Source organism: Massilia norwichensis (assembly GCF_024753245.1).
GTDB classification, from domain to species: Bacteria; Pseudomonadota; Gammaproteobacteria; order Burkholderiales; family Burkholderiaceae_D; genus Telluria; species Telluria norwichensis.
In genome coordinates, this window is record NZ_JANUGX010000047.1 from 1 (window position 1) to 21,541 (window position 21,541).

Genomic DNA, 21,541 nt, shown 5'->3' on the forward strand with positions numbered 1-21,541 from the left:
AGATCGTGTGCGCCGCCTTAACTGGACCGCGGTCGGACTCCTCGTCGACTTCGACGTTATGGTGGCGCAGTTAGCCACAGCACCTGTCGAACCTGAACTGCTGTGGCATATTCGGGATCGCGCGAGTGGGGGCCATCGAAACCATCTGAGCACACTGGGCGCCGAGCAGCTTGAATGGCTCATCACGTCGTTCCGGGCACAGTGGCCTATGACGGGCTACCCGAATCATGTTAGGCACGGAGATACAAACGCTTGGGATGCCAGCGAGTTTCTCGAAACCCTGATCCGTCGCTTGGGTACGATTGCCCGAGAAACCGCCGCCGCTGCATTGCGCAGTTTGGCGGACGCCACACCGGACGGTTATACCCGGACGATCCGCGCGGTCGCAGCTGAACAAGAGCGGCTGCGCGTCGAATCGATTTACACGCCGCCGACGCTGGCAGCCATCACGGCGATCACACGTGATGGCGTGCCGTCCGACCTCCGCGACCTGCAGGCCTTCATGCTTGAAGAGCTCGCCGTTGTGCAGGACAAGATCAAAGGTGACGATACGGATTCATGGCGAGGATTCTTCGATGACACGAACGAGCCTTACGGCGAGGAACGTTGCCGGGATCATCTGCTCGGATTGCTTCGACAGGGTTCGCCGGGCATTTCGCTTGAGCCTGAAGCGCATATGGCTGACGACAAGGAGGCTGACATCACGTGCACGGCCGGGCACATCAGGCTGCCGATCGAGGTCAAGGGACAGTGGCATCCGAAGCTCTGGCAGGCAGCCGATGCTCAGTTGGACAAGCTATACGCGCAGGACTGGCGGGCCAGTGGCTGCGGCATCTACCTTGTCTTTTGGTTTGGCGATAAAGTCCCGACCAATAAGAGCCTTTATCGCCCAAGACGTGGCATGTCTGCCCCAAGCACACCCGAGCAGTTACGCGACATGCTCGCCTCAGGCAGCGAGGCTGCACGCGAGGGACGGATCGCGATCTTCGTACTCGACTTGGAGCGGTCCTGATCGCCGGCACTGGCCCCGGGGTGACCAAATCCGATATCTGCCCAGCTGGACTCAATCGGGAAAAAACTCGCCAATGTTCCCGCAAGGCTCCATCGGCCTGTACGCAGCATTCATCGCCCGATACGGCGCCTCTAGCACGTCGGGATCATACATCGGCGGACGCACCTGCTCGGCCGCAGGGATATCCATGGAGCACTCGTCGGCACTTTCCCGGAGTGAATGGTGCGTCCGGCACAGAAGGGGCCTGTCCTCGTAAACGGAGCATTTGCTGTCGACCAGAAATGGGCGGGGCTTGCCGTTGAACTTCATACCTTCGGCATGGACGACACTAGGTGGCCGGAACGGGAGGCTGGACATCTTCCGCCCAGACACCTCCGCCAGGCGGATCGCCTCGTGTTCGTAAATCACTGTGTTCATACGGCAGCACTCGCTGCACCCCGATTTACACGCGACGTAAGGCGCGAGGGCAGCCGTCATACGGTTCGCGATCGCGATCACTTTCGGTCGTTTCGACTTCACACTTGCGTTCTCGTTGGCGATTTTCGAGACGGTCTCCGATACGTCTTCGAAAACCATCCAGGGATGCGCGACCAAAGCCGCGGCCAGCTTCTCCTCAAGCGCCCTGGAGCCGTCAACTGGTCGGTTCACTAGAAGATCGTCCGCCTGCCTCATTGCGGGGCGATTCTGGTTACGGCCCCGGACAAGAGCGATGTTTGCGATGAAGTGCTCGCTGGCGCAATCAAAGATCTGCCGCGCCGGGAGAAAGAATTCGTGTACGCCTTTGCCAGCCAGTATGCTCAGCACTGGCGTGCCGGCGCCAAGTGCAAAGCCAATACTTGAACGATACCCCTGCCCAACATTGCGATATCGGCTGTGCCGCCCCTTTTCCTTCGTATCCGAGGTACTCGTCCTGATGCGAGCCTCCGAGGAAAACTGGTGCCAATTTCGCCCTGCTCGCGTCGGCGCACCAGGGCACTTTACTGCCCGAATGATCGCGTAGGGGACACTCAAGAAGAAACCCGGCAAGCTCTCTGGTTTAGTTCGATGAATCCGGCGTCGACTGCTTGCCGAGTAAAGTCGAGTGTTGTCCGTGGACGGGCCTCCTACGCCGCACTCCCCTCTACCTGCCCCACCAACTCGAGTGCTTTCTCGAAACGGCTTCGGCTCGCCGCCCTGACGCGATGCAGCCCGAGCCTGTGTGCCATCGCGACAACGGCGGTATCACCGCTCTTTCCCTCCATTGCGACCAACTTGGCCAGAGCCACGAGCTCCGCCATGCAAATCTCTTCGACGCTTCGTTCAACGTCAGGAGCACCACGGAATACAAGGGGGACATCTGGCCCCCTGTCGTTCGCCCAGAAGAACACGCCGACATCCTCTTCGGTCGACTGAAGGCATGCACGCGCGATCGAAGAGACGCGGTCCAGGATACGCGCCCCAGTCCTTTGCCAGCCGTGCGCGCGGGCGATGCGGCGTGCCAGGACGGTATCGCGGACCGGCCCCTCGACTGCCGTCACTTGCTCGACCATCTGACGTAGCCGTTCGTCGTATGCGGTGTCGTAGAATGCGTCGGCATCGACGGCGTCGGAGATCGGCTCCATCTCCGACGTTGTTTGGTGCTTAGTTCCCAGGTCCTCGCCGGGAACGGTTTCCCCTCGACTTTCCCCGTCTTCTTCTATCTTCACGTTGTCTTCGATTGCAGTCACTTGAGAGTCAACGGCTTCGGACCGCGCCTTCGCAATGGCCTCGACCGCCTCTGCCATGGCAGCCTCGCGCTCCCTTTGTTTGCTTCGCTTCTCCCGGCTCTGCTGAAGCAACTCTTCGAGCGCAGCATGCACCTTGTCCAGGGTTCCCTCCCGGTCGATCCACCAGTCGGTCGACCAGATCCGCACGATCTCCCAACCTAGTCCGCGCAGCACCTGCTCGCGCAGCATGTCGCGGTCACGGGCAGTGGCGGAGCGGTGGTAAGTCGCGCCGTCGCACTCCACGCCGCACAGGTAGGTGCCGGGCGCGTCGGGGTGAACCACACCGAGATCGATACGGAAGGCCGATACGCCAACCTGCGTATGCACCTGCCAACCTTTCGAAGCCAAAGCGCTTGCGACAGCCTCTTCGAACGGACTATCGAACCCGCCCAGGCTCCCTTTGGTGGCCTCGGTGAGTGCCCGCGGTCCACGCTCGGCAAACTCAAGGAAATGCTTCAGGTCCCTGACCCCGGCCGCCTGAGTGCGCGACAAGTCGAATTGCTCCGCCTTCAAGCTCGAGAAGACGCGCAGCTCATGCCTGGCCCTGGTGATGGCAACGTTCAGGCGGCGCTCGCCGCCGTCACGGTTCATCGGGCCGAAATTCATCGACACCGCCCCCGCCAGGTCTGGGCCATAGGTGATGGAGAAGTAGATGATGTCACGCTCGTCACCTTGGACCGACTCGAGGTTCTTGACGAACAGCGGCTCAAGCTCCATTTCCGAAAAGTACGGCTCCAGCGACGGGTCATTGCGGCGCTCTTCGTCGAGAAGGTCCTCGATCAGGTTCATCTGCTCGGTGTTGAACGTGACGACGCCAATCGTCAGCTTCGATTCGCTGAAGCCCGGTGACTTCAGCTTGGCGACGATGTCCGCCACCAGCGCCTTCGCCTCCGCCTTGTTGGTGCGCGCCCCACCCTTCTCGTAGACGCCACTGACGTGGTGGAAGCTGACGGCGCGGTCTTCGGTGACCGGCGACGGGAAAGTAACCAGCCCGCCACCGTAGTAGCGGTGGTTGGAGAACGCAATCAGCGACTCGCTGCGACTGCGGTAGTGCCAGGCCAGGTTCATGGTTGGCAGGTTTGCGCCCATGCACTCGTCCAGGATGCTTTCCAGGTCACCTTCGACATCCTCGTCGTCCAGCGACGATTCGGCGCGGTCGAAGAATGCGGTCGGCGGCAGCTGCTTGGGGTCGCCGACCATCACGACCTGCTTACCGCGGGCCATCGCCCCGATCGCGTCCCATACCGGAATCTGCGATGCCTCGTCGAACACGACGACGTCGAACGGGGTGGCGTCTGCAGCCAGGTACTGGGCGATCGACAAGGGGCTCATCAACAGGCACGGCGTGAGCTTGGTCAGTGCACCAGGAATGCTCTTCATGAGCTCGCGCAGCGGCATGTGCTGCTTCTTCTTGCTGATCTCGTGCCGCAGGATGCCCCAATCGGAATTCCGGGTTACCGTGTCGGCTTTGGGCATGCCGGAGCAGAGCGAAGCCCTCACCCAGGCGCGCGTGACATCGGTAAACTGCCTGTCGAGAGCGCGGAAGTCGCCGATCCGCTTCTCATGCTCCGCCGAGACGAAGTTGCGGATGACCGGTTCGTTGTCCACGACCTTGTTCAGCCACCACCGGCTGTAGTTCGTCTCGAAGGTTCGTAGCGCCTGTGCCGGCGCCACGGCGCCCGTCTCCATCGCCTCCACCAGCGGCGCCAGCGAAAGCGCCACCGCTTCGCCGCGAACCTTGCGCCAGGCGCACCACGCCCTGACACGTGGCTCCACGGATACGATCTCCCTGCAGCGGGACACCATGTCATCCAGCGGCAAGTCGTTGAACGTCGACCCCGCCGCATCGCTGAACGACCCGGTGGTGCTGAGCCTGTCCAGCGCTGGCTGCAGCGCCTCGTGCGCATCTATATAGTGTTTACCAGCCTCTGCAAACGGACCGGATGGATCCAGCAAGGCATTGCCCTCGACGACGATCTGTTCGAATGCTTGGCGCAGGACAGCGATGTCTTCCGGGCTTTCGGCCAGATTGGCGATCGCCGCCGAGACCACGGAATGGAACCAAGTGACGCGGTCGATGGCGTCCTGGCTGGTCTGCAGTCCTGCCCAGGTCCCGCCGGTTGCCGTGCGAAGATCGTCGAAGCCACGAAGCGTCTCCTCGAGCACCGCGCGTTGGCGCAAGCGCTGATAGGCCGCAGCCAAAGCGGAGCCGCATTCGGAAGACGCGACCTCGTCGTGCTCCCCTTGCAGGACGCCCGACTGCTGGACCTCCCGGAGTGCGTTGGCAAACCGCATGGCTGCCGCGAGAAGATTCTGCTTCGTCGTATGCCCCGACCAGAGCCCGGCAGTGTCGGCCGACAGCGACTGCATGTCGCCGATTTCCTTATCCAGAGCGCGGAGGGTTCTGGCACGGCTCAATTCCGCTGCCAGGCGGACGCCGCATCGTCCGCTCTCGATAGTGTCGAAGCCTTCGTCGACCCAGTCTTCCCGACGGTGCGCCTTCTCCAGCGCACCCTGGAACCGCAGCGCCGTCTGGACGAATTCCGCACGTGTCTTCAATCCAGCCCAGACACCGTCCACCACCGGTCCAATTTCGAGTTTGCCGACTTCTCCCTTGAGTTCGCGGATCCTGACCAAGGCCGTCAGGTCGGCGGCGACATCGATCTCGCCTGCTCCGGTCGCGCACTCCTGCAAGGTCTTGCGCAACTGGCGCTTGCGCAGCCAAGACATCGGCCAGGCACTTTGCTCCGCCTCCTTCCAGCCGCGTTGGAGTTGGTGGACGTTGAGCTGTTCCACCTGCTCCCCGTACTGGACAGAAAGGCTTTGCTCGGAAGTCGCGAGTTCCTCCAACAGGCGCAGGCCCTTGTTCAGCTCTTCCACGACATGCGGGCTCCAAGGTTTGCCAAGTTCCGCATGTACGCGCTCCCGTTCGGCGAGCAAAGCAAGCCCTTTCTTGCACCGAGCCACGACCGACTCCGGCCAGGCCTGGCTGATCTGGCCAGTCAAGTCCCGATGCTGGACAACCAGCTGCATGCCCTCTCGAAGCCGGGCAAGCAGGTCGCGGACGTCGGCGCGGAAGACAAAGCCCCACTTTTGACCGGATGCCGCCGGCAGATTACGCGCCAGGTCGACGAGTGCGAGCCGGGCGCGGCGGCCGGTCGGGAGTCCGGCCAGCCCGGTGACGTCCTCGAATCCGGAAATCGTGCGCTTCACATTCTCTGCGATGGAAACGACAGCCCGTGCGGCGCCGATGAAGGTCTCCTGCCATGTCGGCGTCCAGTCCGCGTAACCAACGGCTGTCAGCGGCCCGCCCACGAGCTGGCTAACGCCGACCGCTCCCGCATTCACCTCCAGCCGTTCGGCGACTGCCCGCAATTCGTCGAGCTGGCCGAAGTCGTGTGCGTCGGCGCACGCCCAGGATAGGCCAATCACCGGAACATCCTCGCCATCGACGACGATGCCGATCGCTTTGTAGATCGTCAGGCCGTTGCGGTAGCGTTGATGCAGCCGCTCGACATATTGGTTGAGATCGGCGCGCAAGCGCTTGAGCTTGAGCGCTTGCGCGCGCCACTCCTCCGGATCGACTTCGCCCTGGGCTTCCCAGGCCTTCTGCAGCTGCGTGATCACGTCAAGCTTGCGGGCCTTGCTGGAGTGCAGCTCAAGACAGAACTCACCCAGCCCCACTTCGCGCAGCCGCCGGTACACGACGTCAAGGGCCGCGATCTTCTCGGAAACGAACAGCACACGTTTCCCTTCGGCCAGGCATTGCGCGATCAGGTTCGCGATCGTCTGGCTCTTGCCGGTGCCCGGCGGGCCGACCAATACGAAGTCCTTGCCCTTGACGGCCGCCATGACCGCCGAAAGCTGCGAGGAGTCCGCGGGTAGCGGGCAGAACGTCGTGTCCGGCGAGAACTCTGCGTCCAGCTGCTTCGCCACCGGGAAGGCGACCGAAGATGCGTAGGGTTCACGCGGCGTATCGATCAGGTGCCTGACGACCGGACTCTGGCGCAATTGGTCGGTGCGCTGGGTCAGGTCAACCCACATCAAGTACTTTGCGAACGAGAACGTCGACAGCATGACTTCGTCCGAAACCTCCCACCCCTTGATGTCGCGGACTGCGTGCGACACCATCTTCCAGATCAGTGCCACGTCGAGGCCGGCATCGTCCTGAGGCAGGTCGCCGTCGGCAACACCCAGGTTGAGGTTGAAGTCCTGGCGCAGCATCTCGACGAGCGTGGGATTGAAGCGCGGCTCGTCCTCGTGCAGGCAGATGGTGAACCCGGACCGTACGCTCTTGCGATGCAGCGAAACCGGAATCAGGATTAGCGGTGCCTTGTACTTCTGCCTTGCTTTGTCGTCACGGGTCCAGTTGAGGAAGCCGAGCGCGAGGAACAACGTGTTGGCCCCGCCTTCCTGCATGGTCGACCTGGCGTTGCGATACAGCTCGACCAGCCTCGTTTCCAGCTCCTTTTCGTCGACGCTCACGAACACTTCGCGCCGCTTGAGGGCATCGAGGGCATGTTCGCGGCGCACGTCTTCGCGGGAGCGCTGCTCATGGATGGCCTGGTTACGAGGATCACGGCCGTCCATCAGGTCGGGCCGCGGCAGCAACCGGATCGGCGCGCCGTCCGACAGCACATCTTCCAGCGCACCTGGCTCTGGAGCATCGAGCCGCAAGGACTTCTTGCCGCTGCGGAAGTTCAGCAGATTATTCCGCAGTGAAAGGTCGAGCAGCTTGCGCTGCCAGCGCGCCAGCCGATCCTTCGGGTCGAGCGCTGGGGCGTCGGTATCCAGGTGGACGTCGTCAGGAAGGTCGGGCGCATCGTCGAAGGAGACCCCCGCGACGTCGGTCACGGTTTCAGCCGGATGCGAGATGACCTGGCTGTCCCCGCTGGCAAGCGGCTTGATCCGCTGCATGCGGGCACGCCGGATGTCGACGACGAGCTCGAACTCCTCTTCCTTCTCTTCGGCTATCTTGCCTGCGGCGTGTTCTGTCGCGTAGGTGAACGAAGGTACCGGACGGTGGGTAATCAGGGTTGTTTCGAAGAGCACCAGCTCCTTCAGCCGGACGCGCTTGCGGATGCCTGTGACGTCGTCGACCACGACGGTCGAGAACTCCTCCTGCCGAAGCCAGACGCCGGCGAAAGCGTGCCCCTTCGTGAACACCACGATAGGATTCAGCCCGGACTGTTCGAGCGCTGCGCAGAACAGGAGGGTCAGGTCGAGACAGGTCCCGATGCGCGCGTCCAGCACTTGGGAGGGACTACGCACCTTCTGGCCCCTGTGCTCGAAACTCGCGGGCGGCAGGGCGTAGTCAAGGCCAAGAGCGGCCACGGCGCTCCAGAGTGCCGAGCTGAGTTCCCACGCGCGCTTCGCACCGCCAGCATAGCCGTCGATCGCGGGGTTTTTGCCGGCCTTGCGAAGAACCTCCGCGGTCTGCTTCAACAGGCGGTCGACGGCCAGCTCGTTGGGTTGCACGAACGCGGCTATCAGGTCCGGAAGATGGGCGAGTCCGCCCCATTGGTTGCGCGGCAAGAGCTCGACCTTGCGTTCTGCGGTCGCGAGCACGCATTCGTCCTGGGTTCCTGGCTTCTCGGTCAGCGTCAGCGTCAGCGTCGAGGTTTCCGCCTCCGTCAGCTTGCTGAGCAAGGAACCGTCGAGCTGCACGTCGCAATCCTTGATGACGTAGTGCGACCTTGCATCACAGGCGTCGATCGTCCACGTCTTCGGTTTCAGGAAGGGCGGGAAGGACTCCAGGCGCAGCTGTAGATGGGAGAGCCCACTTTCGCTGTCGTTGACAATGGCCAACTCACGTAACAGCGGTACGGAGTTTTGAAAGTCCGCCAGGTTCAGTTTGCTCGCGTTCGCGATCCGAATTGCATACTCGACTACTGCCGCGGCAGGCGCCACGGATTGTTCTTCCAGTTGTTCCACGCTCTTCCCCGTTTGGCAAAACCAGCATTTTTGTGGCTCGCCTCCCGATCAGGTTTCAAGGTGGAGGCAGTCCTTTTGGAACCCACGGTAGCACATCTGATATTGCTGATAATTCACCAATTTCCACTACTCTGTTAAGGATGCCTATGCCATTAAGAAACATTACAAGTATCAGCAAGCGTCGGTTCGGCCTGGCCAGCCGAGCTCCAACCAACGACGCTGACAACCAGAGGCCGCCATCCCTTTTTCGCCTCCATAGGCAAAAATCAGCCAAAAGATGGGGGTACAACATAAAATCGCGATAAATGACAATGTTTCGGCGTTTGCTAGCCATGCTTGACGAGCTCAGCACTCCGGCCTATGCTTGAGACTCGTTGTAGGGGTTCCATGTCCCCGTGGCCTTTGGCTCAAAGTGGGGTTGCGGTCCTAACCCGCAGGGATTACTGATGCTTCACCCACCAAGTATGACCCGTCCAAGTGGCGGAATCGGGCTCGACCCGTTCCGTCCCGGTGACGACGCCTAGCCCGCGCCGTCCCTGTCTCTCGCACCGCCTCTGGTGCGTCTGCGCTTTACCGGCAAGACCGGTCAGCGCGTCCCGCATCGCCTAACGATGCCCTTCCAGATCCTGCTTTTCGCCCGGCGATTGGGTTGAACTGCAGCGGTTGCGCGGCCCAACCGACGCAACCATTTCTCAGCGAGTGGGGCTAGACCCCGCCGCCTGTCGGCTCGACCGGCAGCATTCTTGTCATCCCTTGAGGAACGCTTATCACTTCGCAGCGCGTCACCGCGTTCGCGGTGCGATGCGTGTTCGGTCCACGAGACCGTCGCGCGTCGTCCAGCTGCGTAACCGCTGGACCCCGATGGGTGGGGTCATGGATACAGCGGCGATAAGCGCACTAACTATCCACCGAACGGCAGATGCGCCGTTCACCGCGTTGCTTCGCGCAGCGCGGCTACCCGTCTACACCGGGGGTGTGCCCGCAGGAGAAATCCGCTGCCACATCAAACGCACATTTTTACGGAACCCTCGGCCAAGCCACTTGGCCACCACTATCCCGCCACGCGCACCTGGGCAGCGCACGTGGAGTATCCCGCCCCGCTGCTGTGCCCTGGCCCGACCGGCAGCGCTTAGAACGCCAGAACTTGGCGCCCACCAACAAGTCGGCGACGAGCCGAAAGGACCGCCATGTCCACAAAGAACGGAAATACCAGCAACTCAGATTGGAAGGGAGAGCTGCAGCTCTTGCTGAACGGAAATAACGGGCTCCACGCCTTGCGCGGTAAGGTGGTGGCGTTCGAGACGCAGAGTGCGCGCGCTCACCGCTTGTTCGCCATCCTTGCGCTGCTGCGCGCAGCAGGTTTCAAGATCGGTCCGTGGCAGCTCAGCGGACGCCACATTGTGTTCCTCATGCGCTACTGGACGGCCGATGAACAGGTCGTCGATGAGCTGCGCAAGCGCGGCAGTACCTTGAAGCCACGCACTACACCGCTCAGCCCAGCGTACATCCAGCAGCAATTGTCCTTCCTGCGATCGCTGGCCGCCTGGATAGGCAAGGCTGGTCTCGTGCTACCTGGCCGTCGTTATGTGGACGACCCAAGCCTGGTGAGCCGCGCCAGCAACGCCGTTCGCGACCGGACCTGGTCCGGTGCCGAGGTCGATCGCGACGAGGTAATCGCGCGCGTCACGAGGATGGACCCAACTGTTGGTCTGCAGCTGGAGGTGATGCTGGCCTTTGGACTGCGGAGAAAGGAAGCGGTGATGTTCTCGCCCGCGCTGGCTGATGTACCGTCGCATGCGCTACCAGATGGCGTCGAGGCCGGAGCTTTCCTGGCGTTCCTGCGGATCAAGCGAGGGACCAAGGGCGGGAGGCTAAGGTACACGGCCATCCGGAATGACTACCAGCGCCAGGTGTTGGCTCGGGCGCTGATGGTGGCACCACGTCCTGGCATGCACATCGGCAAGCCCGGCCTCACATTGAAACAGTCGCTGGATCGGTTTTCCAACGTGTTACGCCGCTGTGGCGTTTCGCAACGGGAGCTGGGCGTAACACCACATGGAGCGAGGCATGAGTTCGGTGCGGATTTGTACTTCGAACTGGCCGAGGTTCCTCCGCCGATCAAGGGCGGGGCGGCTGCCTTAGACCCGAACAGCATGACGGCAGCATATTTGGAGGTAGCGCGTCAGCTAGGGCACGGGCGGGCTCGGATAACCGGCGCTTACCTTGGTGCACGTAGGCCCAAACGGAGCCGCCACGACGCCTAAGCTAGCCTGAGAAAACGCCATGAGCCGGCGTAGCCGCGCTCCAGATGCCGGGGATGAGCGGAGGGTCCAAAACTACTGCTCACCCCGGCTTGCGTCCGGTCATGGCGCCAGTCTTCACGTCGAGATAACGTACCGTATCGTACCGTAATGAAGAAAGACAGTAACCGGAGGATGCCATGGGTCGACACGCAGCAGTGAACCACGAACAAGTTGCGGCAGCGGCAGAGCAACTTCAATCGGATGGGCTTACGCCGACGGCCAGACTCGTCCGAACCAAGTTGGGAAACGTTGGGAGCTTGGCCACCATACAAAAGCACCTCACCGAATGGCGCTCGAGGGAAGGGAGCGGACAGTCAGCAGCCCGTATGCTGCCGCCAGAAGTCCAGCGCGCCGTCTTCAAATTCCTGGACGAAGAAGTTTCCAGGATTAACGGCGAGCTCAGGCAGCAAGTCGAGCAAGCGGAACGCGATACCGCCGACATTGCCGACGACAACGAGGCGCTAACGACGCTGGTAAGCCAACTACGGGAGGAACTGGGGAACCAGGCCGCGCTCAAAGACAAGCAGGAAGGCCAACTGGGCAGACTGCTTGAGGAGCTGAGGGGCGCCCGTGAGGAGGCCGTGCGTGAGCGCGGCGAAGCGGAGCTGGCGCGACACGAACTGACCAGGATCCAGTCCCGCCTCGAAGCACAAGTACCGGTAGAACATGAGCTGCAGCAGTTGCGCGTCGGCATTGAGGCCGAGCGGGAAAGGCGCGTTCGTGCCGAGCTGGAGGCTGCCGTATTGATGGCGCAGAAAGACAACCTGGAAGCGAGAATCGTCGAACTGAAAGACGCTGCTGCGAGCCGCGATCGTCCGCGTGCGTCAGGCAACAGCGAACACGGCGGTAATCAGCCAGAACGCACGCTACAAGCAGGACCCCGCCCTCATAGGAAAGTAGAAAGCCTTGGTGAGTCAAGTGCCTCGAATGCCGAGCCTCCCATCAACTCCGCTACCGCGGGAGAGCAAAGCGATCCGAGGCAAGCCCAACTATGTTGAATGCACGTCGACCACTCGCCGGGAGCACGGCCGCGATTTGGGTGTAGCTCGACTTCGTTGGCTGTCTGCAGCCGACAGCCAGTCCTTACGCCACATCGCTAGACTGCTTCAGATCACGACGTTTGTCGCATTCAAGAACGATGCCGCCAAGCGCGTTGACGGATCAAATAGCCAGAATTCACTGCGTAAACGCAATCAGCTCCATCTTCAACTCACGCATCCCGTCCGGCGCATAGATCGCAATCGCCTGCGCCTTCAAGGCATTCTCATACAGCCCATTCTTGGTCGACAGCAGGAAGTAGTAGGTATCCGGACGCACCGGCACCGCCGTCGGCACCTGCGGCATGTGCGTCAGCGTGATGCCAGGCAGCGCCGACACTACGATGCGCTCGATGTCGTCGGGCGAGCCGATCTTGAACCGAACCGGTACGGCCGCCACCAGCTCGAGCGCCGCCATGTCCGCACTGACGGCAAGGCAGAGCTGCGTTTCCTGGGTTAGCTTGGACGCATCGAGCGTACCCCTGTAGTGCGTGCGCCGATTGTCCTCGGCGATAAGCGGAATCGTGAAGTACTTGGCCGAGATGACGGTGTCGACCAGGTCCCGGATCACGGCATCGAGCTGTGCAAACGTGACGCCCGGATCCGCGTGCTCATAGGCGGGCAGGTCCACCGTCTTGTATCTGTCCGAGAACGTCATCAACCCGCCAGCTAGTGCGAGCAGCTTTTCGTACAGGTCCTCGGGATGCTGTACCCGGGATCGCGCACAGTGTTGGAGAGACGCGTTCGCCGTGCTGATGATGTTCAGCATCCACCAGGACGTGATGTCGCCGGCGTGCACCTCGAAGGTGGACGCGTTCGTCTTCCGGTGCGCGTTGTGCAGCGAGACGATCTTGGCCGACAGCGCGCTCATCAAGCCGTCGAGCAGCTGCTGGAGCGGACGGGCAGCACTGATCGCCACGCACGGCGGGACGAAGGTCGGGTCGGCCTCGAAGCCGCCGCGTGGATCGCGATGGATGCGCAGCACCGGAAAGCTAACATGGCCATCGCGCGGCTCGGTATGGGTGATGAGTCGCAGCCGCTTCTTCAGGAACGGCACATCGATCGGGACCGCATCGCTGAACAGGTCCGAGGTTTCCGCCTCCGCCAGCGCATAGCGGCCGCCCTCCTCCGCGTTCGCGCCATGCGGCCGGATGGTCGGAAGCGCGGCATAGATGGTGAAGGTATTGGTGTCCTGCGGCAGCTGGGTCAGGTCGACCGCGAGCGGCAACAGGTCCGTCGCCGGTGCGTCGTAGACCTCGCCGTCCTGGAAGATCAGCGACATCGCATGCGCCTCGAGCATGTTATGGCCGAGTGCTTCCATGTTCCACTGCAGCGAGCGCGCACCCCAGAAGTGGGGGTTCAAAGCCGACGCCATGCGAAGCAGCCGCGTTTCATGGTACAAGTCCTGCCGCTGGAAATGCTGGGGCCCTAGCGTCAGGCCTTCCGACCACAAGATTTTCGCGCCCATGCTCATTGCCTCTCCTTGATCCAGGTTCGCATTGTTCAGATTCCACAAAGCATGGCCGGCATTGTGCAAAAAATTGTTGATCCGGCGCATCAACCTTAAATTTCTTCTTCTAAATAATTCCGTTGATAGGACGCAACTTTATTCCGCGCAAGAAGGGAATAATGGCGCTTCTTCTGCTCACGACGGCTTTAGGGGAAACAGCATGCAGAGTTTCGTGCCAGGCTTGTTCGACCGTTTGGATGCCGCCGATGACGATGTGCCGCACAGTCCGTTCCGTGCATCGCCTCGCAAGCTTGACGAATGGCGGGAAAGCATCACCCGCGACCTCGAAGCGCTCCTCAACACCCGTTCCGCCCTGCTGCCCGATGCGCTGGACGGCTACCCTGAGGTAGGCAAGTCCATCGTCAACTACGGCCTGATCGATTTCGCTGGCATGTGCATGACGAGCGACACCGACCAGAAGCGCATCTGCACCGCAGTCCGGAAGGCAATCGAGCGGCACGAACCGCGGCTGCACAAGGTAACGGCGACGCTGCAGCCCAGGAAGGGCGCGATCAATCGGGTCGACTTCGTGATCACCGCCGAATTGAAGAACGCACCGGTGGCCGAGCCGATGCAGTTCAATGCCGTGTTCCAGCCCTCGCTGCAGCGCTATTCGGTGCAGAGCGTACGCAGCGCCAGTTAGGCAAAATCGAGGCTCATTCACCATGGACGAACTGTTTGCGCAGTACGAACGCGAGCTCGTCACGATGCGGCAGCTTTGCCGCGAGTATGCCGAGCGCTATCCGAAGGTCGCGGCCAAGCTGCAGATCGGCGACGAAGCATGCGATGATCCGCACGTCGAGCGCCTGATCCAGTCCGTCGCCCTGCTGTGCGCCCGTGTGTCGAAGCGGCTGGACGACACGTATCCGCAATTCACGGAGGCGCTGCTCAACCTCCTGTTTCCGCACTACCTGCGGCCCTTTCCCTCGTGCGCGATCGTGCGCTTTCTGCCTGCCGCGCGCGGCGCCGGCGGCAGCACCAGCACGGTCCCGCGCGGAACCCTGCTGGACTCGGCGGCTGTACGCGGCGTGAACTGCAGGTTCCAGACCGCATACGATGTCAGGTCGTCCCCGGCCGCCATTGCCGCTGCCCGCTTCGACGAGGCCATCCGCGCGCCGTCAGCGACCAGGCTGGCGCCGGGCGTGACGGCATCGATCGCCATCGAGTTCGAATCCACAGCCGCGCTGACGGCGCCGGCCCCGTTGAGGCTCTATCTCGATGGCGACGCTTCGTTCAGCGCGGCGCTGCGCGATGCGCTGTTCATGCGCACCGCAGCGGCCTACGTCCAGGCCGGCACTGACGGCGCATGGGTGCCGCTCCCCATAATACCGGTCGCGGCGGCCGGTTTTGCCGACGACGACGCCCTGATCCCCTTCGATGCCCGCTCGCACCGCGCCTACCAGATCCTTGCCGAGTATTTCGCCTTCCCGGAAAAATTCAACTTCGTCGACATCGACCTGGCCGCGCTCTGCGCGCGCTTGCCCACGGAGTGCACCCGTTTCACACTGCACCTGGCGTTGGCAGGCGTATCGCCCGGCTTGGACCAGGCCAGAATGCTCGCTGGCCTGTCGGCACGCAGCCTGCTCTCGGGCTGCACGCCGGTCGTCAACCTGTTCAGGCAGGCGGGCGTACCGATCGACTACAGCCAGCAGACGGCCGAGTATTCGGTGCTGGCGCATTCCGCGCATGCGGCGGCCTACGAAGTCTATTCGGTCGACCGCGTCCACATGGTGCGGCAGAACGGCAAGGATGTCGTGCCGGTCGAGTTCCGTCCCTTCTACGCGCTGCGGCACGGTGAGAGCGATGCGCGCAAGGGGCGCTACTGGATACTGCGCCATGACGACACGCTGGCCGCCACCAGTCCCGGGCACGAAAAAGTGATCTCGATCGTCGATGCCGATGGCGGCCCGCTCGCGGTCGGGCGTGCGACTCTCTCGCTCGACCTCACCTGCACGAACCGCGACCTGCCCTGCCTGTTGAAAACCGGCTCGCCAGGGGGCGACCTGTCGGTACCCGGCGCCACCGAAGGCGCTGCGATCCGCTTCCTGCGCCGGCCTACGCGTCCCCATCGCCTGGCAAATGGCCGGGGCGCCCACTGGCGCTTGATCTCGCACCTGACCCTCAACCACCACTCGCTCGCGATGGAGGGCGCGGAAGGTTTGCGCGAAATGCTGGCCCTGTACGACTTCACCGGCTCGGCGGTGTCACGGCGGCAGATCGCCGGCATTGTCGGGCTGGAGCATGTGGAGGCCACCGCGTGGTTGCGGCACAAGCGTGGCTCGTCGCTGGCGCATGGGACGGAAGTACGCCTGACAATCGACGAAGAGGCTTTTGTTGGCGCCGGCCTGCACCTGTTCGTGCAGGTCATCGACCAATTCTTCGCGCTGTACGTCCAGATGAACAGCTTTATCGAGCTGGTGATCCTGTCACATCAATCCGGGGAGGAGCTGTTCCGATGCAAACCACGCAGCGGCAGCATGCCGCTCTCCTGATCGAGCCCCTGCTCGCGGCGCCCTACCGCTACCGGTTCGCACAACTGCTGAACATCCTGGTGCGGATGCTGCGCCGGCAGGGCATCCCGTACAACCAGGCATTCGGCCAGGTGCTGCGCTTTCGAAACAGCCTGTCGCTGGCTTTTCCGGCCAGCGAGATCGAGGGCATGCAGGTCGGCGCCACCGATGACGGCACGCCGCGCATCCACATCACGCCGACCTTCATCGGCTTGCTCGGCGCCAGCGGTACCCTGCCACTACACGACACCGAGCGCGCGGCGTCGAAGGCAAACCTCGGCGCGGACGAAAGCTGGAAGCCGTTCGTCGACCTGTTCTCGAATCGCGTCATCGGCCTGTTCTACGAGGCCTGGGGCAAGTACCGCGTCGAGCACGGCCTGGACACGCGCGGCCGGGACGATCTGCTGCCGCTGCTGAGCGCATTGGGTGGTGTGCGTCCGGCCAGCTTCGGGCCAAACAGGCCATACACGTCGATTCCGGTGGAAGTCGCCGGTTACTATGCTGGGCTGCTCAGGACGCGTCCAATCGCCGCCGCGACCGTGGAGCGGGTGCTGGGCGAGTACTTCGGCGTGCCCGTCCGTGTCGAGGAATTCGTCGGCGCCTGGGATGCGATACCGGAAAAGATCCGCAGCACGCTGGGCGTGACCGAGCCCACCCTCGGCTACGGCGCCGCCCTGGGCGCGCGCGCGTGGCGCAACGACTTGCGGGTCCGCCTGCATATCGGTCCGCTGGATGAAGAGACGGCGAAATCGTTCTTGCCGAATGGGCGCTCTCACGCCGCTTTGCAGGAGATGGTCAGCCTGTTCGCAGTGCCTTCGGTGCAGTACGAAGTCAGGCTTTTGCTGGACAAGCCGTGTCTCAAGCCCTTGACCCTGGCGACCAGGGGGCCGGATCGGAAGCGCCTGGGCTTGAATTCCTTCCTGACCGTCAGTGCCGGGAAAGCGAGCCGGGCCGACATCCGTTCCGTCCTTCGGCTGACTACACGAGCGTGTTGAAACCCGACGCTCGCACCTTAGCGGTTACTCCACTGACTCCAACGATAAGAAATAAGCGATGAACCTGATCCCGCGTGTCAAGAATATCTCACTCACCCCGCGTAGCGAATGGGAAGTGATAGGACCTGAAACGACGACCCTGGGCGAGATGTACACGCGTTACATCATCCCGCTTGCTGCGATTGGCCCTGCCGCCTCGTTCATCGGGATGTCCGTGTTTGGGCTGAGTCTACCTTTCGCCGGCGCATATCGCGTGCCGCTGTCGACCAACTTGTCGATGCAGCTGACGAACTATGTGGTCGCCTTGGTCACCGTCTATCTGATTGCCTTGCTGATTGATGGGCTGGCACCATCATTTGGCGGGCAGCGGAACCGAATCCAGGCTTTGAAACTTGCCGCGTATGCTTACACGCCAGCCTGGGTCGCAGGTATCCTGCTGCTCGTGCCCTCACTTGGCGGCTTGGCAGTGCTGGCCGGCTTGTACAGCCTCTATGTCTTCTATCTTGGCGTGATGCCAATGATGAAAGTACCTGAAGACAAGGCCGTAGGGTTTACCGCCGCGACCGTGGTATGTGCTCTTGTTCTGGGATTCGTTGGCGGTGCCGTGACCGGTGCCATCTTCGGCGCAAGTATGCTGACGGGAAGCGCCGCCTTGCCCTGAAAGATAACTCTAGCGTATTCAGCGATCGCCAGCTTCCTCATGCGACCGCGGCATTACTGCCGGCGCGATACGGCTTCGGCGCCGGAATCTCGCCCTGCAGCTGTGCCGCGTGGATCAACATCGGCGCCACGAATATCAGCTTGCGTTCGCGCTTCCCGGCTCCCCAGGCCTGCATCCGGAAATGCCCGCGGCGCCAATGCGGCGCCACGCTACTGCCGCCTGCATGGCCAGTGCCCTCCTGGGGCAGGTCATCCGGTCCGACCCGGATGCCGTTGTAGAGGGACTCGACGCGTTGAAGCAATCGGGCCCGCTTCTTGACCCCGAGTCCAGCGATGCGCCGCATGGCTTCATCGTATTCGCGATGCTCGATGGCGCGTGCCTGCCTGAGCGCCATGTAGAGGAAGACCTTGACCACATAGCTCACCGCTGCGTACATGGGTTTGTAGAAGGTCTCTCTCGACCGTCCCTTCGCCGTGTCGAGAACCCGGTTGAGCCATTCGCCCAAGGGCTTGTCGTCCCGCTCCGTTTCCCCCAGCAGGGCGACCTGGCCGCTAAAGCAGTCCTGGCGCTGGCTGACGAAAATAAGCTCAAGCGTCCACTTGGCGGTTGCATCGCCGTGGCGGTTCGATGGCGGGGTAAAAAAGCAGAACACGCCGTCGAACAGACGGTCCGGCAAATCCGAATCCGGCACATTCAGGTGGCGGGCGGCCTCCGGACCGAACCTGAGATATTGCGCAGGATAGGGAGGCGCAACCATCTTCATCGGCAGGTCCAGGTCCATGTCGGAATTGAGCAGCAGGGTCTCGAGCGCCGGCGTCGTTTCGATGATCGTCCCCTTCTGCAACTCGTACTTCAGGTTTGCGCTGATCGATATGGCCTGCATCCGCGCGTCGGTCTGCGCCTGCGCTTCGGCTTCCACGCCGTCATGCCTGCCCGCACGCATGGCGTTGAGCTGCTGCTGGATCTCCTAGCGGATGCTCCAGCAGGTCGCCGCCGGGTCCGCCCACCGCGTCCATTCCGGCCCGCTGCCGAGCGCCTGCTTCCAGGCGTCGAACGCGCCCTGGTTGCGGAACTGGACCGGGTAAGGCCGGCCATGCAGCCTGCCGACGCGGCTCTTCTTCAAGGCCGGGCCGACCTCGATGCGCTCCACAATGGGCTCAGTCACGTAAGCGTTGGCTGCTGGTCCGAGAACGATGTCCCGTTCCAAGGGTTTTTCGTTGGATAGGTGCTTGCGCATGCTCTCCCCTTGTTTTGCGCTGCCTGCTGGCAACCAAAGGAAAAATGTAGAACCTACCTGTTGGAACACCTTGCGATCCATCAAGCTGAGCAAAATCAGCACATGCAAGGAAAGTAGTTCGCCCTGTCGTTACCCGCCAGGGCAACAGCAGAGCCCGGTTCTTGCTCACGATCAAGGCGGCCTGAAAGCGCTTGGTTACCTTAGCCGATGGAAAATTTGATAGCCGTTACACCATCGGAGGCAACACATGGACGGAAGCCAAGCGATCGCGGCGGGCGCTGCGCTATCGGCGTTCAGTCACGATGCGCAGCACGACCGTTTGATGCGCCTGGACTTCCCCTACGACGACGGCCCGGACCGCATCCTCCTGCCCAACCGGATGCAGGCGCACGAGGAAGTCTCGCGCTGCTTTCGCTTCGAGGTCGAACTCCTGTCGGACGATGCGCAGATTCCCCTGAAGGCGATGATGGCCAGGATGGTCACGATCTCCCTCGTGCGCGAAGACGGTTCGCTGCGCTACTTCAACGGCTACGTCACCGAATTCCGTTTCCTGCGCGCCGATGGCGGCTTCGCCTTCTATCACATGGTCCTGGAACCCTGGCTGGCCTTCGCCAAACTGCGCAAGGATAACCGTTCATTCCTCGGCAAGAGCGTCATCGACATCACTGAGCTGACCTTGGCCCATTACCGCCAGAACGATTGGCATCCGGTCATCGTCGGCGAGTATCCGCGCCTGACCTACGCCAACCAGTATGACGAAACCGACTACAACCATCTGCACCGCCGCTGGGAAGAGGCCGGGCTGCACTATTACTACGAGCACCGCGCCGATGGGCACACGCTCTTTTTGCGCGACCGCAGCACGCTCGCCGAACTCATCGACCCGACCGGCATCGACGACTCCGGCGAGATCCCGTTTCGCGACAAGGCCGGCTCGCTCGAAGACGACGGCATCCGCGAATGGAGCGCGGTGCGCCGGCTCGGTTCGGGCCAGACGACCTTGGTCAGCTTCGACTACAAGAACCCGGTCGCGCAACGCTCGACCGCCGAGTCCCTGAACAAGCAGGGTGACGTCTTCCCTTACGAAATCTACGAAAACACGGGCGCATACGGTTTTCGCACCCACGACGAAGGCGAACGACTTGCGCAACAACGCATGGGCGAGAGCGACGCGAACACGCAGACCTTCGAAGCGCGCGGCAACGATCGCACCGCCCAGCCCGGCCGGTGCTTCAAGCTCGGCGGCCACTTCAGCGCCGAGTTGCAGGTGCCCAAGCGCGGCGAGCCGGCCAAGCCCAGCATCCGCCACCGCGAGTACCTGATCCTGAGTGTCGACCACGAAGCCAGCAACAACTACCAGGCCGGCCCGGGCGCGCCATCGCACTACGGGAACACGTTGACGTGCGTGCGCCGCGACATCCAGTGGCACCCAGGCCGCCACTACAACAGCCACCCCTGCGTCTATCACGGCGTCCAGACCGCCATCGTGGTCGGGCCGGCCGGCGCCGAGATCCATACCGACGGCTACGGGCGAGTCAAGATCCAGTTCCACTGGGACCGGCTGGGCAAGCGCGACGAAAACAGTTCGCCCTGGGTGCGCGTGATGTCGCCTGGCGCTGGCGTCGAGTTCGGGCAGATTCGCCTGCCGCGCGTCGGCGAGGAAGTGGGGGTGGTGTTCGTCAACGGCAACATCGACCATCCGCTGATTCTTGGCGTGCTGTACAACTACACGCACATGCCGCCGTGGAAGTTGCCGGAGCAGCAGGCTTTGATGGGTTTGCGCAGTCGTGAGTTGGAGTCGGGTGCAGCGAGCGAGCGTGGCAATCACCTGGTGCTGGACGATACGCCGGGCAAGATCCAGGCGCAGTTGAAGAGCGATCATCAGTGCAGTCAGCTGTCGCTAGGGCACATCACCCGTATCGAGGACACGTCCGGTCGAAAAGACCCGCGTGGTGAAGGCTGGGAGTTGTCCACCAACGCCTGGGGCGTGGCGCGTGCTGCCCAAGGCATGCTCATCACCACGGAAGCACGGCCGAACGCTGCTTCCCATACCAAGGACATGGGCGAGACAATCCAGCGGCTGTCGGCTGCCGCGGACGTGCAGGAGCAGTTGACCGGGATGGCGCAGCACTATGGCGCCCAGGAGAAGCAAGAACTTCAGCAAGAGGACACGGTTAAGGACCTTAAATCCCAGAGCCAAGGCATCCAGGGATGCGGCACAGGAAAGTTTAAAGAGTTAGCCGAACCACATCTGGTCGTCGCCAGTCCGGCAGGTATCGAGCTGAGCTCTGCACAGTCCACTCACATCGCCAGCAGCCGTCATACAGCCATTACAAGCGGCAAAAGTCTATCGATCGCTAGCGTCGACGGTCTGTTCGCGAGCATCGGCAAGACCTTCCGGCTGTTCGTGCACAAGGCCGGGATGAAGCTGATCGCCGCCGGCGGCAAGGTATCCGTGCAGGCGCAGGACGACGACGTGGAGATCATCGCCAACAAGGTGCTCGCGCTCTTGAGCGAGTCCGACTGGGTGACGATCCGGGGCAAGAAAGGGGTAAGGCTGCAGGGTGCAAATCACATGGTTGAGATTAGCGATCAAA

At 62.4% G+C, this 21,541-nt stretch carries 13 protein-coding genes; 8 read left to right on the forward strand and 5 right to left on the reverse strand.

The window, feature by feature from the left end; all coding sequences use genetic code 11:
• On the forward strand, positions 1-1,012 hold a 1,012-nt coding region (locus tag NX782_RS25405; protein WP_258848292.1), incomplete at its 5' end, for a DUF8371 domain-containing protein.
• 51 nt (positions 1,013-1,063) lie between these two features.
• Here the strand turns inward: NX782_RS25405 and NX782_RS25410 are convergent.
• On the reverse strand, positions 1,064-1,816 hold the full coding sequence (locus tag NX782_RS25410) for a YkgJ family cysteine cluster protein (protein ID WP_258848293.1): 753 nt from the start codon (positions 1,814-1,816) through the stop codon (positions 1,064-1,066).
• Between the two features lie 299 nt (positions 1,817-2,115).
• Positions 2,116-8,691: an anti-phage protein ProA gene (gene proA, locus NX782_RS25415; RefSeq protein WP_258848294.1), complete on the reverse strand. Its 6,576-nt coding sequence runs from the start codon at positions 8,689-8,691 to the stop codon at positions 2,116-2,118.
• A gap of 1,187 nt (positions 8,692-9,878) precedes the next feature.
• Here proA and NX782_RS25420 point away from each other — a divergent pair.
• Positions 9,879-10,955 (forward strand): integrase domain-containing protein, encoded by a 1,077-nt coding sequence (locus NX782_RS25420; RefSeq protein WP_258848295.1) that lies wholly within the window; start codon positions 9,879-9,881, stop codon positions 10,953-10,955.
• Between the two features lie 176 nt (positions 10,956-11,131).
• Positions 11,132-11,992, forward strand: a complete 861-nt coding sequence (locus NX782_RS25425) for a DNA-binding protein (protein WP_258848296.1) — start codon at positions 11,132-11,134, stop codon at positions 11,990-11,992.
• Between the two features lie 178 nt (positions 11,993-12,170).
• On the opposite strand, the gene tssK is transcribed toward NX782_RS25425, so the two are convergent.
• A complete protein-coding gene (gene tssK / locus NX782_RS25430) occupies positions 12,171-13,589 on the reverse strand; it encodes a type VI secretion system baseplate subunit TssK (protein WP_308633132.1) in 1,419 nt (472 codons plus the stop codon).
• A 112-nt stretch (positions 13,590-13,701) separates the two neighbouring features.
• Between tssK and tssE the strand changes: the two genes are divergently transcribed.
• From tssE to NX782_RS25450, 4 genes are read left to right on the forward strand one after another with little or no spacing between them, the layout of a single operon-like run.
• The gene (gene tssE, locus NX782_RS25435) at positions 13,702-14,184 is read left to right on the forward strand and encodes a type VI secretion system baseplate subunit TssE (protein ID WP_258848297.1); all 483 of its coding nucleotides are present in this window, start codon (positions 13,702-13,704) and stop codon (positions 14,182-14,184) included.
• Positions 14,185-14,206: 22 nt separating this feature from the next.
• Entirely contained in the window at positions 14,207-16,033 is a 1,827-nt protein-coding gene (tssF, locus tag NX782_RS25440; protein WP_258848298.1) for a type VI secretion system baseplate subunit TssF, read from the forward strand.
• Complete coding sequence (tssG, locus tag NX782_RS25445; protein ID WP_258848299.1) at positions 15,997-17,046, forward strand: type VI secretion system baseplate subunit TssG; 1,050 nt, start codon at positions 15,997-15,999, stop codon at positions 17,044-17,046. The genes tssF and tssG overlap by 37 nt, the downstream gene beginning before the upstream one ends.
• A 58-nt stretch (positions 17,047-17,104) precedes the next feature.
• On the forward strand, positions 17,105-17,707 hold the full coding sequence (locus NX782_RS25450; RefSeq protein WP_258848300.1) for a Yip1 family protein: 603 nt from the start codon (positions 17,105-17,107) through the stop codon (positions 17,705-17,707).
• A gap of 37 nt (positions 17,708-17,744) precedes the next feature.
• On the opposite strand, the gene NX782_RS25455 is transcribed toward NX782_RS25450, so the two are convergent.
• Positions 17,745-18,626: an AcrVA2 family anti-CRISPR protein gene (locus tag NX782_RS25455; protein ID WP_258848301.1), complete on the reverse strand. Its 882-nt coding sequence runs from the start codon at positions 18,624-18,626 to the stop codon at positions 17,745-17,747.
• 48 nt (positions 18,627-18,674) lie between these two features.
• Positions 18,675-18,872 (reverse strand): hypothetical protein, encoded by a 198-nt coding sequence (locus NX782_RS25460; protein WP_258848302.1) that lies wholly within the window; start codon positions 18,870-18,872, stop codon positions 18,675-18,677.
• A gap of 319 nt (positions 18,873-19,191) precedes the next feature.
• On the opposite strand from NX782_RS25460, the gene NX782_RS25465 reads away from it, so the two are divergent.
• The coding region (locus NX782_RS25465) for a type VI secretion system Vgr family protein (protein ID WP_258848303.1) at positions 19,192-21,541 on the forward strand (2,350 nt) is incomplete at its 3' end.